Raw genomic sequence first — 13,334 nt, 5'->3', positions numbered from 1 at the left:
GGGGCTGCCGGTCGCCGTAGGCCCCCCCCCCCCGTAAATTTGTGGCAGCGACGGGGGCGTGCGCGTGCGACGGGCTTCCGTAGCGCGGTGTGCCAGCCCTCGTGCGCCGGGGTCAGCTCCATACCGTCGAACTGATGGCTCCGTTGCCGCTGCACGCGCAAAGAGCGGCCGCAAGGTTCCGCGAGGCGGGAGAGCCAGGCCGCGAACTGCCCGGATGGGCCTCCCCCGGCGCCGACCACGGCAGGTCCGCCCGCCGCCGGAACGGCTCGCCGACGGGCTGGATCGCCGCCGCCATCGCCCCACCACCGAATCTGAGCACCGAACTGGTGTGGCGCGCCGGCGAGCCGGTCAAGATCGCCGATCGGCTTCGTCCCGTCGCCGTCACCCAGCCCCAGCCCCAGCCCAGCGTGTGGGTCTTCGACTTCGGCCAGAACTTCGCCGGCTGGCCCCAGCTGAAACTGGACGCAAAGGTCCCGGCCGGCACGACCGTCAAGATGCAACCGGCGGAGTCCCTCGACGCGGACGGCACCGTCAACCAGGACTCACACCCAGACCATGGCCCGCTACTACCCTCAGATGCAGGCATTCCTGAACTACATCAGAACCCGGAAGGCCGGAACCGGCGCCGACGCCCACATCGTGGACGCGGCCCTGGGCGACTGGATCGCCGCAGAGACCACCTCGGGCCGCGTCACCGGAACCTGGGGCTACCACCAGGTCGCCGACCGCATGGCGAAGATGGCTGCCCTGCTGGGACGCCGCGCCGACGCCGCCGAGTACCGCAGTCTGGCCGACGACATCGCAACCGCGTTCACCGACGCCTTCTACAACGAGACGCTCGGCCTCTACACCAGCCAGGGACGGCAAGGCTCGGAAGGGCGACACAGACCGCACAGGCCCTCGCCCTCGACGAGAGCCTGGTGCCCGACAACCAGCGCGCGCGAGTGCCCAGCGGCCTGGTCCAGCTGATCGAGGGTTTCCAGCCCTTCGGCGGCGGACCGCACTTCAGTGGCGGAACCATCGGCCTGGCACCGATCGTGCGGGCACTGATGGACGGCGGCCGTGACGACGTGATCTGGAGGGTGCTGCAGGAGGACACCCAGCCCAGCTACGGATTCTTTACTGCGAACTGGTCATCGATCCAAGGATCGTCGGGGACCTCACCCATGTCGAAGGCAGCTACCGGACGCCGTACGGCGAGGCCGCATCCGAATGGACGCTGAAGGACGGCACCTTCCGGCTGCACGTCCAGTTTCCGCCGAACACCACAGCCGAGGTGCGCGTTCCGAGGGGCAGGCACACCCACCAGGACGCCCCTCGCGGCGCTGACCCGCCACGCGGCGACGGCGACCGCGCCGTCTACAGGGTCTCTTCCGGGACGTACAGCTTCACGGTGCGAGGCGTACGCGCAGCGGCGTAGCACCTGAGGTATCAGCCGGCAGTACGGCCTGACTCGTCGTGCCTGTGTGGGGTGACGGTGTCCGGTGCGGCCATGTCGAGCAGGAGAGCATGGCGTCGTGGTCGGGGGTGCCGAGCTCGGCGGTGTAGGCGCCGAGGCGCTGGCCCAGGGTGCCTTCGAGCTGCATGCTCTGGCCGCTCGCTGTCCAGCACCCGGCAGTACTCGGCCTGCCTGTGCGAGGCGCGAGGCGGCACGGTGGATGACGTCTCCCCTTCCGCCCGCCCATTAGGAGCACAGCCTCCTGGCCACTCCCGTCACCGCGACTGCCGCCCCGGCAGAAGCGGCCGCAGTACCGCGCCGTTCCGGTGTGGGTCACGGGTGAAGGCGATCGCTGTCACCTGTTCCGGCCCGCCACCCGTTCGTCATGCGACGGGCCGCGCCCGGATGGGCGCGGCGCCCGCGCGGTACTCGCCCAGGTGCAGCCCGGTGTTCAGCGAGCTCCCAGACGGCCTCCGTGTCGTTCGGGACGAAGACCCGCGGCGAGCCGAGCAGCCGCTCGTACCGGTCCAGCGCCGCCGCGTAGTCATTGACTGCCGCACTGTCCTAGCCTTCACCGTCCGACCCAAGCCTGATCTCCCGTCCCTGCCAGCGCTCCCGCAGCCAGCGGTCGTGGCTGGCCAGCACGATCGCGCCGGGGCCGGTACCCAGGGCAGCCTCCAGCTCGTCACACAGACGCGGCGACAGGTGGTTGGTCGGCTCGTCGAGCAGCAGCAACTGCGGCGGTCGCGCCACCAGCAGCGCCAGCGCGACCCGCCTGCGCTGCCCGACCGAGAGCCGGCCGACCGGCTTGTCCAGGTCCGCCTCGTCCAACAGCCCCAGCGAGCCCAGCGGCACCGCCTCGGCCCGTTCGGCGCCGAGCACCAGCTCATATGTGTCTCTGGCGGACCGGTCGGGCCGGTCGAAATCGGTGTCCTGGGCAAGGAGTCCCACGGTCAGTCCGCGCCGCCGCGACACCTTGCCCTCTGGCGCGAGCCGCCCGGCGAGCACGGCCAGCAGAGTCGACTTCCCGGCCCCGTTGCCACCGGTGACGAGCAGACGGTCGGTGTCCGACACCTCCGCGCTCACCGGTGCGAGCCGACCCGGCACCCATACCTCGTCCAGGGACACCAGCGGACCGATGCCTTCCACCGCCGACGCGGCGAGCGCCGTGCCCTGGAAGCGCAGCGGCTTCGGCGGCTCGTCGACCTGGGAGCGCTCCAGCTCCTCCAGGCGGCGGGTGGCGTTGCGCACCCGCCGGGAGATCTGGCTCTGCACCCGGCCGGCGCGGTGGCCGTAGCCCATCTTCTCGTTGTCCCGCGGCCCCCGGTCCGGTGCGACCCTGCGCGCGGCCACCCCGGCGGAGACCCGCAACGCCGCCAGTTCCTCCTGTTCCTCGGCCCAGCGTCGCTCCCAGCGGTCCCGCTCGCTACGTTTCTCGGCCAGGTAGGCGCTGTAGTTCCCGCCGTGGCGGACCGGGCCGCCCACCGCCGGATCGAGGTCGATCAGGTCCGTGCACACGGCGTCCAGAAAGGCCCGGTCGTGGCTGGCCACCACGACGACCCCAGGCAGGGTGCGCACCTGCTCCTCGACGAAGGCGGCGGCACCGTCGTCGGGATGGTTGGTCGGTTCGTCGAGCAACAGCGCGGAGGGCCGCCGGACCAGCAGTGCGGCCAGCGCGAGCCGGCTGCGCTGCCCGCCGGACAGCGACGCGAGCGTCCGGTCGTGTGCGAAGGCCCGGAGTCCGAGGCCGTCGAGGACGAGCGCGGCACGCCGGTCGGCGTCCCAGGCCTCCCGTCGCTGCGCCTGTTCGAGTCGAACGCCGTACGCGTCGAGCAGGCCGGCGTACTCGGGCGCGTCCTGCGCGGTCCGCGCGAGTTGCCCGGTGAGCCGGTCCAGCTCGGCGAGGTCCTCCCTGGCCTCGCGCAGGGCGTCGTCGAGTACGTCGGCGATCGTCGCGTCGGCGTCGTACGGCAACTCCTGCTGGAGGAAGCCCAGATCGGGCGGGCGCGTGACGCTGCCGGCGTCGGGCTCGTCCGTCCCGGCGAGCAGACGCAGCAGGGTCGACTTGCCGACGCCGTTCTCCCCGATCAGTCCGATGCGGTGTCCGGGCGAGGCGGTCAGGGAGACCCCGTCGAGCACCCGTCGGTCACCGAGGGTGCGGACGAGGTCGTGGGCGAGAAGAGCGGACTGAGACATGAGTTCCGTCCAACGTGGTCGGTGCGTGGCCCGCGGGGCGGCATGCCTCGGACACGAGCCAGGTCGACACGCCGCCGGCTCACACCGCGGGGGCCCCCGTCTCCCTCAGCTCGCCGTCGGCCAGCCTCAGCCACCGGTCGACACCGATCTCGCGCAGGAACCGCTCATCGTGGCTGACCACCAAGAAGGCTCCCTGGTAGGAGTTCACAGCGCCCTCCAACTGACCGACACTCACCAGGTCGAGGTTGTTCGTCGGCTCGTCCAGGAGCAGCAGGTGCGGAGCTGGTTCCGCGCACAGGACACAGGCCAGGGTGGCCCGCAACCGCTCGCCTCCGGAAAGCGCCCCGACGGGCAGATGGGCGCGTGGGCCCCTGAAAAGGAAGCCGGCGAGCAGGTTCATCCGCTCGGCCTCCGGGCGCTGCGGGGCGTAGTCGGCGAAGTTCTCGGCGACCGTGCGGTCCACGTCCAGCAGGTCGAGGCGCTGCGAGAGGTAGGCGATGCGGCCGTCCGCCCGCTTGATCTGGCCACTCCGTGGCGTCAGGTCGCCGTTGAGCAGGCGCAGCAGCGTGCTCTTGCCCGCACCGTTCGGGCCGGTCAGTGCGATGCGCTCCGGGCCCCGGACGGTCAGGTCGACGCCGTGACCGGCGAACACGTCCTTGTCTCCCAGGCGAACGTGGAGCTGCTCGCCGATGAACAGGTTGCGCCCCGCGGGCACTTTCGTGTCCGGCAGGTCCAGCGTGATGCGCTGCTCCTCGCGCAGCGCCCGCCCCGCGTCGTCCAATCGGGCCTGCGCCTCGCTGACCCGGCCTGCGTGCACCTGGCCCGCCCGACCCGCGGACACCTGCGCGTCCCGCTTCATGTTGCCGGCGAAGATGCGGGGCAGTCCGGCGTTCTTCAGGTTGCGGGCCGCGTTGCTCTGCCGGCGTTCGGCGCGCTCGCGGGCCTGCTGCATCTCGCGCTTCTCCCGCTTCAGCTGCTGCTCGGCGTTGCGGACGTTCTTCTCGGCGACTTCCCGCTCGGCCCGTACGGCTTCCTCGTACTCGGTGAAGTTGCCTCCGTAGGCGCGTAGTTCGCCGCGGTCGAGTTCGGCGATGCGTTCCATCCGGTCGAGCAGGGCGCGGTCGTGGCTGACGATGAGCAGACAGCCGTGGAAGTCCTCCAGCACGTCGTAGAGCTTGTGCCTGGCGTCGAGGTCGAGGTTGTTGGTGGGTTCGTCGAGCAGCAGTACGTCAGGCCGCCTCAGCAGCTGGGCGGCGATACCGAGGGAGATGACCTGACCGCCGCTGAGGGTGCTCAGGCTGCGATCGAAGGTGAGGTCGGCCAGGCCGAGGCGATCGAGCTGGGCGCGGGTCCGTTCTTCGATGTCCCAGTCGTCGCCGATGGTGGTGAAGTGCCTCTCGTCGACGTCCCCGGACTCCACGGCGTCGATGGCCTGGATGGTCGCGGCGACGCCCAGCACCTCGGCGACCGTGAGGTCACCGGTCAGGGGGAGGCTCTGCGGGAGGTAGCCGAGGGTGCCGGAGACGGAGACCGACCCTGTGCCGGGTCGCAGTTCACCGGCGACGAGCTTGAGCAGGGTGCTCTTGCCGGCGCCGTTGGGCGCGACGAGGCCGGTACGGCCGGAGCCGACGGTGAAGGACAGATCCTGGAAGACGGGAGTGTCGTCAGGCCAGGTGTAGGACAGGTTCGAGCAGACGATGAAGGCGTCGGACATGACGGTGACCTTGTGGAGAGGGGCAGATGAGACACCTCTGCCCGGGTGGCAGACAGGGGGAAGGAAGGGACGACAGCGGGGCCACATCGGCGGTGCTTGCACGCACCGGCGCGGTGGCCTGTCGGGTCCGGGTATCACCCGGAGATGTCGTCGTCCACCACCATGTCTGGTCTCCTCAACAAACGATCAACGTGTCCACAAGGCTAACAGCAGTGGCGTCCAACCGGAATCACGACGGCATCGAAGCGCTTGAACGCGACCCAGGGCCAGCCGGCCCCGTCGGCCCCGTCGGCCGGCACCACCAGCGGGAGCGGCAATCGCCACGACCATGCGGCGGTCGGCGTCGAGGAGGACCTGCGGGTTCGTCGAGTACTGCTGGTTCTTGCCGCAGGCGGCAGCGCTGCGGTCGCGCGCGGGCATCAAGGTGCCGGCAGCGGAGCCAGGTGATCAGGTGATCGGCGAGGGGGCGTGCGTTGGGGTCGTCAGAGACTCGTCAGGATCTGCGGCGACGAGGTTTTGATCATCGTGTTTGTCCAGCGCATCTGTCGCAGCGTCTGTGGATGGCACTCCGAGGCCAGGGCGAGGAGACCGTCGTCGCCGGCGGCCTGAGCGGCTTGGGCGAGCATCTCCCAGTACAGGGAGTTCTGGGTCGCGGCGACGTGGAGATCACCCAAGTCGCGCAGGAGGACGAGACCTGGCTCGGAGCGATGTCCGACCGCCTCCGCCGCGTCCTTCCGCAGCGCCGACAGCAGTGCGGTGGAGGTGGTCTGCGAGGCGTCACCGAGGTCGAGGCCACGGTGCCGGCCGGTCTCGGCCAGGCGCTGGGCGTGCTCGTGGGACCAGCGGGCCAGGTCGATGGCGACGTGACGGACCTCCGGTTCGGTGCCGTGACGTTCAGCCACGGTCAGCAGTTCCTCGCCCAGGCGCTCCTCGCCATGGTGCAGGGCGCGCAGGACGAGGTGTGTGCCGTTCACCCAGCCTCCTTCCCCTGGCTGTGGCCAGAAGCTCCGGCCGACTGGGCGACGTGCGCGGCGGGGCCGCCGCTCGTGGCCGTCAGCGAGCCGGCGTGCGCGGAAGCGGACGCGGTGGTGGTCGGGGCCGGAGCGTTGCGACCGTCGCCGGGCCGGATGCGGTGGAGGCTGCTTGGAGGTCGGCCGTACCAAGGATCTCGGCGGCTTCCCCGATCCTCGCGGCCGGCACGTCGCAGATACCGGCCGCCCACTCGGGGGTGCACCCGCGCACCTGGGAAGCGAGTTCCTCGAAGCCGACGGTGTGGGCCTCGATGTAGTCGTGATCGATCCGGTCGGTGCGGATGATCTCGCGCAAAAGCGTGTTCAGCAGGGCGACGTTCGTGCGACGCGCGGCGCCAGGTGCAGGGCCGCCGCACGGGCCACGGGTGTGGGCCGGGGGTCGACGCACACGAGACGTGGCGGATCACCGCCGTCCAGCCGGTCGAGAACGCGCATCCATTGCACGGGCTGCGTCTCGGCGATGTTGTGACCGAACAGCGCGATCACATCGGCGTGGTCGATGTCGTCATAGCTTCCGGGCTGCCCGTCGCAGCCGAAGGACTGCTTCAGCGCCTCGGCCGCGGTCGAGGTGCACAGGCGGGTGTTGCCGTCCAGATGATTGGTGCCGATTCCGGCTTTCGCCAGCACCGCAAGGGTGTAGTACTCCTCCAGGAACAGCTGCCCGCTGGTGTAGAAGCCGATCGATCCTGGCCCACGCTCGTCCAGCAGGTTCCGCGAGCGAGTGACGATCCGCTCCATCGCGGTGTCCCCATCGCATTCCGCCAACCGGCCGTCGTCCTGTCGGACCAGCGGCCTCCTCAGTCGCTCCCGTGAGGTGTTCGCCTGCCATCCGGAAGAGATCCTTCGGTTCCAGTCGGCCACGGTTGACCCGGTCGACCGCACGGCCACGCACGCCCACCATGCGTCCGTCGACGACCGCTATGTCCATCGCGTCCCCGTCTGAATGCAGGATCGACGCGGCCTGCACCCAGTGCTCCACGGCACCCGCGTCCACGCCCTCCCGAAGGAACGTGTCCACCCGGGCGGGCCACGGCTCGTTCCTGCCATACGGCGTGCGTCCACCCCACGGCTGTGCGATCCGGTCCACCGAAGCATCCATGTCCGCCTCCCGATTCCCTGACGACGCCGCGTACCCCGGTACCCCTCCGCCCCTGGCAGGTAACCGCGCGGCTCCTCGCCGGGGGTCATGGGCCCTCCAGGTGCGCAGCGGCGGCCTGGCCGGGCGGGCGGCTCCTAAGCGAGGTGAAGGCTGCCGGTCGCAGCCGTGGCGGTACCGGCGACATGCAAGGTGTCCCACCATTCGGGGCCGTCCTCGATGCAGCGCAGGAGCACACCTTCCCGGAGGGCCCAGGGACAGACAGTGACGGTTCGCAGGCCCATGAGTTTCATCGCCGTGTGCCCGATCACTGCTCCGGCGAGACTCTGCCGTGCCCGCGGCCGTGAGATGCCAGGCAACTGCGCGCGTTCGGCGGCCGGCAGAGCGGCGAGGGTGTCGATGGCCGCCCGCAGATCCGCCCGGTCCATGGAGCGGTGTACGAAGACCCCTTGGCGGCCGGGTGCGGCCCCGCACAGCCGGGCCAGTTGCTGGAAGGTGCGGGAGGTGACCGCGACGGCGGCCGGGTTCTCCCACCGGATACGCGCGGCGACGTCCCGTAGTTCGTGGCGTACCTTGCGCCTCAGGGCCTTCAGGTCCGCGGGGGTGGGTGGGTCGCCGGTGCCCAGGTGCTTCTCGGTCAGGTAGTGGGCGCCGAGCGGAAGGGAGACGGCGAAGCCGGGCAGCCGACCGCGGCCGAAAGCCACTTCCAGTGAGCCCCCGCCGATGTCGAGCACTGCCAGGGACCCCGCGCGCCAGCCCATCCAGCGGCGAGCTGCCAGGAAGGTCAGTTCGGCCTCCAGCTCGCCCGGCAGCGTGCGCAGCGGAACACCGGTCTTCGCGAGCACCGCGCGCAGGATGTCTGCCCGGTTCGTGGCGTCGCGCACGACCGCGGTCGCGAACGACCGGGGGGCGGCCGCGCTCCAGCTCCGCGCTTCGTCTCGCGCCGCAGCCACTGCTTCGATCAGCTGGTTCACGGCGCTGTCGGCGAGACTGCCGTCCGGTTCGATCTGCTGAGACAGGCGCAACTTCCATTTCATGGTGTGGACCGGCAGCGGCAGACCTCCCTCGGAGTCCGCCACCACCAAGCGGACCGTGTTCGATCCCGCGTCCACGACACTGACCCGCATAGGGCCCGCTGTACCCCCGCCCGCCCTGCCGGAAACGACAGGCAGGCAGCTTCAGCGGGCTCGGAATGGGCGTCGCAGGCCAGTCGGCCGCTCTCAGCCCTCGACGCCGGTGGCGCCGTGCGCCGCACCGACTGGTTTGGATTCCGGTGAGCCGCGTTGCCTGAGGTAAATGGCGAAGACGGCCATGGAGGCGACGGCCAGCAGCTCGGACTGCCAGTTCTGCAGTGAGCGGCTCCAGAAGTCGGCGGAGGTCAGGTACGCGCCCCAGGTAGTGGGGGCTTGGAGCTGCCGCAGCTGCTGTTCGTTGTAGGCGGCCACGCCGGTGACGGACTGGGTCAGCCAGGACAGCAGGAAGATGCCTCCCATGACGAGCCCGAGGGAACGCGAGTAGACGACCCCGCGCCAGTCCGTCGCCGCCGCCCAACGCGGCGAATCCTCCTTGGCGTGCTCACCGACCATCTGGTCCTTGTCCGACTCGGTACCGGCCTTGTCGAGTTCCTTGGATTCAGGTGAGCCGCGTTGCAGCAACCAGACAGTGGCGAAGATGTAGAGAAAGAACTGCAGGTATTCCGACTGCCAGTTCTCGGTGACGTCGACGGCGAAGTCCGAGGAGGACACGTAAGCGCCGAAGCTCAGGGGTGCCATGCCCTCGGCGGTCAGCTGGTTGTTGAATTCCGCGTGACCCGCGACGGCCTGACCCACCAGTGCGAGCAGGAAGCCTGTCAGGAAGAACAGACCGAGGCCGTTGTGGCGCACGAAGCGCCGCACGCGGTGCGGGGCGGGTGGGCTGGTCATGCCCGCCTCCGGCGTGGCTCCCCGGCCCGGGTTCGACAAGGACTCATCGGTGCATCAGTCCCAACGTCAGGAAGTAGGCCAGCCCGACGGCGATCAGCAGCAGGGTTCCGACGAACAGCGTCCTCATGGCTGTCACCCGCCCTTGATCTCGCACTGGTACGGCCGCTGCGGACGTGGCAGGCACCCGGCCGCCGTCACCTTCCACCCCGTGGGGAAATGCGCCAGAAACACGGTGTCGTGCTCCAGCACGACCCGGGCCTGGTCCCCGTACACGTCCACTCCCCGTACGGCACCGGCCGCCGGCAGTCCCTGCTCGCCGATCACCTGCACGCACCGGCCGCCCTGGGCCGACTGCTCCAGTTCCTCCCTGGTGGCCGGCGCGAGAGCGGTGCAGAGCCGTTCATACTGGTCGGCGTCGAGCGCGCGCTCGAATCGTTGCACCTCGTGGGTGACGCCGTCCCGCCGCCCTGACATCGAGCCGCATGCGCTGACAGAGACAAGGGCCACCACCAGGGCACCTGCCCGGTACCACCGTCCCGACATCCTGCCTCCCATGCGGCTGGGGCTGCATGGCAAGCACCCGGTCACGTACGTGTGCCATGCGGCTACCCGCACATGGGACCGCCATCCCACCCTGCCCGCAACCGAACCAACTCATGGAACGCTGCGGGCCGACGGTCGCGCTCGTTGTGCCGGCCCGCCGAATGCAGGAACGAGTCAGGTCGCCAGTAGGGAGTCGTCCTGGGTTCGGGCGCCGGGCAACTGGTGGCGTGCGGCGACGAGCGCAGCGTCGACGTCGCGGGTTCCGGTCGACACGCACAAGGTGTAGGCGATGTCGTCCATGCGCTGGCGCACCTCCTCGCTGCCGTCCTCGGCATGCAGGATGCGCAGCGTCTCGTACTGCTCGATCAGGTTCTTCAACACCGCCGGGTGTGCCATGAGCATGGGGAGCCTCCCTTGTCGCCGCTACCCGCATGGGTCATACACCGCCCGTGTGCCCCCAGGTTCCAGCCGCTACTCCCCTGTTTCAGGACGAGCTGCCCTGAGCCACCTGACGGCTGCCCTGAGCCATCTGCTGAGCACGGGCGGCCATCTTCGGGACGCCGACCACGCTAGTGATCTGCTGTCTTGCCGTGCCATTGGCAGAACAGGACGGTGGCGTCGTCGTCCAGGCGGCCGTCGTGGTGTTCGAGCACGGCGTGGATCAGGCGGCGGAGGGTTTCGGCGACGGGCAGGCCGTCGGCTTGGTGGCGGATGAGGAAGTCGGTGAAACGCTCCAGACCGAACAGCTCGCCGGCCGCGTCGCGGGCTTCGGTGATGCCGTCGGTGAACAGCAGAAGCCGGTCGCCGGGCTCCAGCTGATCGACACACACCTGCGCCGGCAGATCCAAGCCGGTGCCCATCGGACCGGCCGCCGGACAGCTCAGGGTCGTGGCCCACCGCCCGCCACGGATGACGACGGGCAGCAGATGCCCGCGGTTGACCCATCTGAACGCCCCCGTGGCGATCGTCACCCCGACGCCCTCGGCGCCGGGCCGCGTCCAGAACAGCCAGCGCCGACGGTACGTGCAGCGGTGCCAGGTCGGCCACCTGGTCCAGCAGGGCGCGGACGTCGTCGTCGATCAGGGCGTGGCCGGACAGTTCCGGCCCGCCGTGGACGATGCGATGCCCGACGGCAGTCGGAGCGGGCGCTTCGTCCAGCAACCGCCGCAGCGGGCCGACGGCGTCGTCGCCGGGTGGAGAGTCGCTGCGATGTTCGGCGAGGACCTCGCCGTCGTCGCCGAACACGGTCAGCCGCAGGCTCGACGATCCCGCGTCGCCGACCAGGACCGGTCCGTTGCTCTGTGCCACCACTTTGGTCCTTTCGGGCGGTCCGGAAGCACTCCGCACCGCTCGCTGCGCACGAGCGTGCCGGGCATCGGAGTACCCGAGCAAACCTCGTGGGAAACAGAAGGACGCCGGATGAGCCCCGCAGACAAGGAGGGTCCGGCCACCGGCGAGCAGCGCCGACCAGCCGGGCGCCGTACGGCCGGGCAGGCGACTGGCCGGTCGCCTGCCCGGCGGGCACGGTCAGCGGTGGCGCACGGTGATCTCCCGCTCAGCGGTGACGCCGTTCACGGTCACCCGCAGCACGGCAGTGCCCGCACGGCGCGCGGTGAGCGCTCCGGTGGCCGGGTCGTAGGAGACGACCGGCGCTCCGCCGGGGTGACGGTGGTCGCGATCGCCGCCCACCACGTCGACGCGGCTTCCGGCCCAGTCCGCGCTGACCGGCCAGGCCACCGGGACGGTGCGGGTGCCGTCCTGCGTGAGCGTCGCCGACGCCTCGGCCCGCTCACCCACGACGAGCGTCTCGGGCGCGTTGAGCACCACCGAGTCGGCGCGGGCATGGACCTCTGCGCGCAGCCACGTCTCGTCGTCGGACGGTACGTCGAACAGGTCGCCGATCCTGCCTTCCCTCGGGTTGATGCCGAGCATCGTCCAGCCGGTGAAGCCGCCGTTGTCGGGCGTGCCGGCCGGGCCCTTGCCCGAGTTGCCGTTGACGAGGTAGGGGATGCCGTCGACCGAGGCGGCGGAGAAGACCCCTGCGTGGGAGCCGACGAACGCGGCGGACTTGTGGCTGTCGGCCCGGAAGTCGGCGAGCCACTGCTGCACCAGGGCCGCCTCCTTGCGGTCGCCCAACTGGCTGGCCTTGTTCGGCAGCGGGTCCTCGGTCGGGTGGTGCTCGAACACCACGACGCCGCTGACGGTTCTGTCGTCGGCCGCGTCGGCGAGCTGGTCGCGCAGCATCTGCCACTGGGCGAAGCCGCCGCCGCGCAGGGTGCCGCTGGAGGAGTCCAGCGTGATGATGCGGGTGCCCTCCATGTCGAACGCCGAGGTGGTGTCGCCGAACTCGGCCTCGAAGTTGACGGTGGATCCGGGGCCCATGATCTCGTGGTTGCCGGGCACGTAACGCCAGGGGATGCGCTTGCCGGTGCGGGCGTCGAACTCGTCGAGCAGCTTGCGGGCGAGCGCGAAGTCCGCCGGGGACCCCTCGTCGACGAGGTCACCGTTGATGACCAGCAGGTCCGGCTCGGCCTCGGCGATCTCGGCGAGGGTGCGGCGGGCCGCCTCGACCAGCGGGCTCTCGGGGTCGCGGGCGACGAACTGTGCGTCGGACATGACGGCGACGCGCAGCGGACGGTCGTCGACGGTGCCGTCGGTCACCACTACCGGATCGGCGACCCTCGGCTGGACGGGCAGCTCGACGTCGGGGGCGACCTTGACCCTCAGGTCGCTGACCGTGACCTCACCCGTGTAGGAGCGGGCGGCGCTGGTCTCCAGCAGTCGCACCCGCTGGAAGGTCAGCGGGTGGGCGGTACCCGCGGGGACCGGGAACTCCACCTTGCGCCAGCCGGTCCACGTGATCGTGGGGCCGTCGAGGTTCGCGGTCACGCCCGAGCCGGTGCGGTACTGCAGCCGGGGCCACGCGCCGTTGCCGTCGCCGTGGATCCACATGGTGACGGCCTGGGGCTGACCGGGCAGCGGGATCTGCTGCGGCGGCAGGGCGTACTGACCGCGGGTGGCGGTGGACTTGGTGAAGTCGTAGGTCAGCTTGAGGCCGGGCGAACCGTCGTGGCCGGGGGCCGGGGCCACCGAGCCGCCGGGCGCGCGGTCGTTCGCCGACGTCCAGGAGGAGGCGTCGGACAGGTCCGCGAAGGACGTCTCCGCCAGGCCGACGGTGACCGCGACGTCGGTGGTCATCCTGCCGACCGTCAGGTGCAACGTGGTGGAGGCGCCGTCGACCAGGCCCCGCACGGTGAACGTGGCGTCGTCCGCGGGCTGCACCGACACGATGCCCTCTCCCCCGGTGATCTTGACGTCGGACGCCTCGATCGGAGCGGAGTCGCCGAGGGCGTCGTAGCCCGTCACCGTAAGACGCGCGTCCCTCCCGGCGCCG

At 70.6% G+C, this 13,334-nt stretch carries 13 protein-coding genes and 4 pseudogenes; 4 read left to right on the top strand and 13 right to left on the bottom strand.

Annotation, left to right across the window (positions count from 1 at the left end; all coding sequences use genetic code 11):
* Positions 1 to 134 precede the first annotated feature (134 nt).
* From AB0O67_RS32325 to AB0O67_RS32310, 4 genes and pseudogenes are all read left to right on the top strand, one after another.
* Positions 135 to 482, top strand: a pseudogene (locus AB0O67_RS32325) (hypothetical protein); the annotation flags it as partial.
* 73 nt (positions 483 to 555) lie between these two features.
* Positions 556 to 969 carry a hypothetical protein gene (locus tag AB0O67_RS32320; RefSeq protein WP_365457916.1) on the top strand — a complete coding sequence of 138 codons (414 nt, stop codon included), beginning with the start codon at positions 556 to 558 and terminating at the stop codon, positions 967 to 969.
* Positions 921 to 1,223, top strand: coding sequence for a hypothetical protein (locus AB0O67_RS32315; RefSeq protein ID WP_365457925.1), 303 nt, complete (start codon positions 921 to 923; stop codon positions 1,221 to 1,223). The genes AB0O67_RS32320 and AB0O67_RS32315 overlap by 49 nt, the downstream gene beginning before the upstream one ends.
* The gene (locus AB0O67_RS32310; protein ID WP_365457922.1) at positions 1,115 to 1,420 is read left to right on the top strand and encodes an alpha-L-rhamnosidase C-terminal domain-containing protein; all 306 of its coding nucleotides are present in this window, start codon (positions 1,115 to 1,117) and stop codon (positions 1,418 to 1,420) included. The genes AB0O67_RS32315 and AB0O67_RS32310 overlap by 109 nt, the downstream gene beginning before the upstream one ends.
* Here the strand turns inward: AB0O67_RS32310 and AB0O67_RS32305 are convergent.
* From AB0O67_RS32305 to AB0O67_RS32245, 13 genes and pseudogenes are all read right to left on the bottom strand, one after another.
* Positions 1,389 to 1,586: a hypothetical protein gene (locus AB0O67_RS32305; RefSeq protein ID WP_365457913.1), complete on the bottom strand. Its 198-nt coding sequence runs from the start codon at positions 1,584 to 1,586 to the stop codon at positions 1,389 to 1,391. The genes AB0O67_RS32310 and AB0O67_RS32305 overlap by 32 nt on opposite strands.
* Before the next feature lie 416 nt (positions 1,587 to 2,002).
* Positions 2,003 to 3,634 (bottom strand): ABC-F family ATP-binding cassette domain-containing protein, encoded by a 1,632-nt coding sequence (locus tag AB0O67_RS32300; RefSeq protein ID WP_365457910.1) that lies wholly within the window; start codon positions 3,632 to 3,634, stop codon positions 2,003 to 2,005.
* A 79-nt stretch (positions 3,635 to 3,713) separates the two neighbouring features.
* The gene (gene abc-f / locus AB0O67_RS32295) at positions 3,714 to 5,348 is read right to left on the bottom strand and encodes a ribosomal protection-like ABC-F family protein (protein ID WP_365457907.1); all 1,635 of its coding nucleotides are present in this window, start codon (positions 5,346 to 5,348) and stop codon (positions 3,714 to 3,716) included.
* Positions 5,349 to 5,663: 315 nt separating this feature from the next.
* Positions 5,664 to 5,777: pseudogene (locus AB0O67_RS32290) on the bottom strand (IS5/IS1182 family transposase); the annotation flags it as partial.
* A gap of 53 nt (positions 5,778 to 5,830) precedes the next feature.
* Positions 5,831 to 6,322: a hypothetical protein gene (locus AB0O67_RS32285; RefSeq protein ID WP_365457904.1), complete on the bottom strand. Its 492-nt coding sequence runs from the start codon at positions 6,320 to 6,322 to the stop codon at positions 5,831 to 5,833.
* 175 nt (positions 6,323 to 6,497) lie between these two features.
* Positions 6,498 to 7,478, bottom strand: a pseudogene (locus AB0O67_RS32280) (molybdopterin-dependent oxidoreductase); the annotation flags it as partial.
* 134 nt (positions 7,479 to 7,612) lie between these two features.
* Positions 7,613 to 8,602 carry a Ppx/GppA family phosphatase gene (locus AB0O67_RS32275; protein ID WP_365457901.1) on the bottom strand — a complete coding sequence of 330 codons (990 nt, stop codon included), beginning with the start codon at positions 8,600 to 8,602 and terminating at the stop codon, positions 7,613 to 7,615.
* Between the two features lie 93 nt (positions 8,603 to 8,695).
* Positions 8,696 to 9,397, bottom strand: a complete 702-nt coding sequence (locus AB0O67_RS32270; RefSeq protein WP_365457898.1) for a DUF6766 family protein — start codon at positions 9,395 to 9,397, stop codon at positions 8,696 to 8,698.
* A gap of 132 nt (positions 9,398 to 9,529) precedes the next feature.
* Positions 9,530 to 9,904 carry a hypothetical protein gene (locus tag AB0O67_RS32265; RefSeq protein ID WP_365457895.1) on the bottom strand — a complete coding sequence of 125 codons (375 nt, stop codon included), beginning with the start codon at positions 9,902 to 9,904 and terminating at the stop codon, positions 9,530 to 9,532.
* A gap of 210 nt (positions 9,905 to 10,114) precedes the next feature.
* Complete coding sequence (locus AB0O67_RS32260; protein WP_365457892.1) at positions 10,115 to 10,342, bottom strand: DUF5133 domain-containing protein; 228 nt, start codon at positions 10,340 to 10,342, stop codon at positions 10,115 to 10,117.
* Positions 10,343 to 10,509: 167 nt separating this feature from the next.
* Positions 10,510 to 10,947: a PP2C family protein-serine/threonine phosphatase gene (locus AB0O67_RS32255; RefSeq protein ID WP_365457919.1), complete on the bottom strand. Its 438-nt coding sequence runs from the start codon at positions 10,945 to 10,947 to the stop codon at positions 10,510 to 10,512.
* Positions 10,940 to 11,185, bottom strand: a pseudogene (locus AB0O67_RS32250) (acetate kinase); the annotation flags it as partial. The gene AB0O67_RS32255 and the pseudogene AB0O67_RS32250, both read right to left, overlap by 8 nt.
* 282 nt (positions 11,186 to 11,467) lie before the next feature.
* The coding region (locus AB0O67_RS32245; RefSeq protein WP_365457889.1) for a metallophosphoesterase at positions 11,468 to 13,334 on the bottom strand (1,867 nt) is incomplete at its 5' end.

Origin of the sequence: Streptomyces sp. NPDC086077 (assembly GCF_040686175.1) — a bacterium.
Taxonomy (GTDB): domain Bacteria; phylum Actinomycetota; class Actinomycetes; order Streptomycetales; family Streptomycetaceae; genus Streptomyces.
Note: the sequence above shows the minus strand (reverse complement) of the source record. Positions and strands in the feature narration are given on the sequence as shown.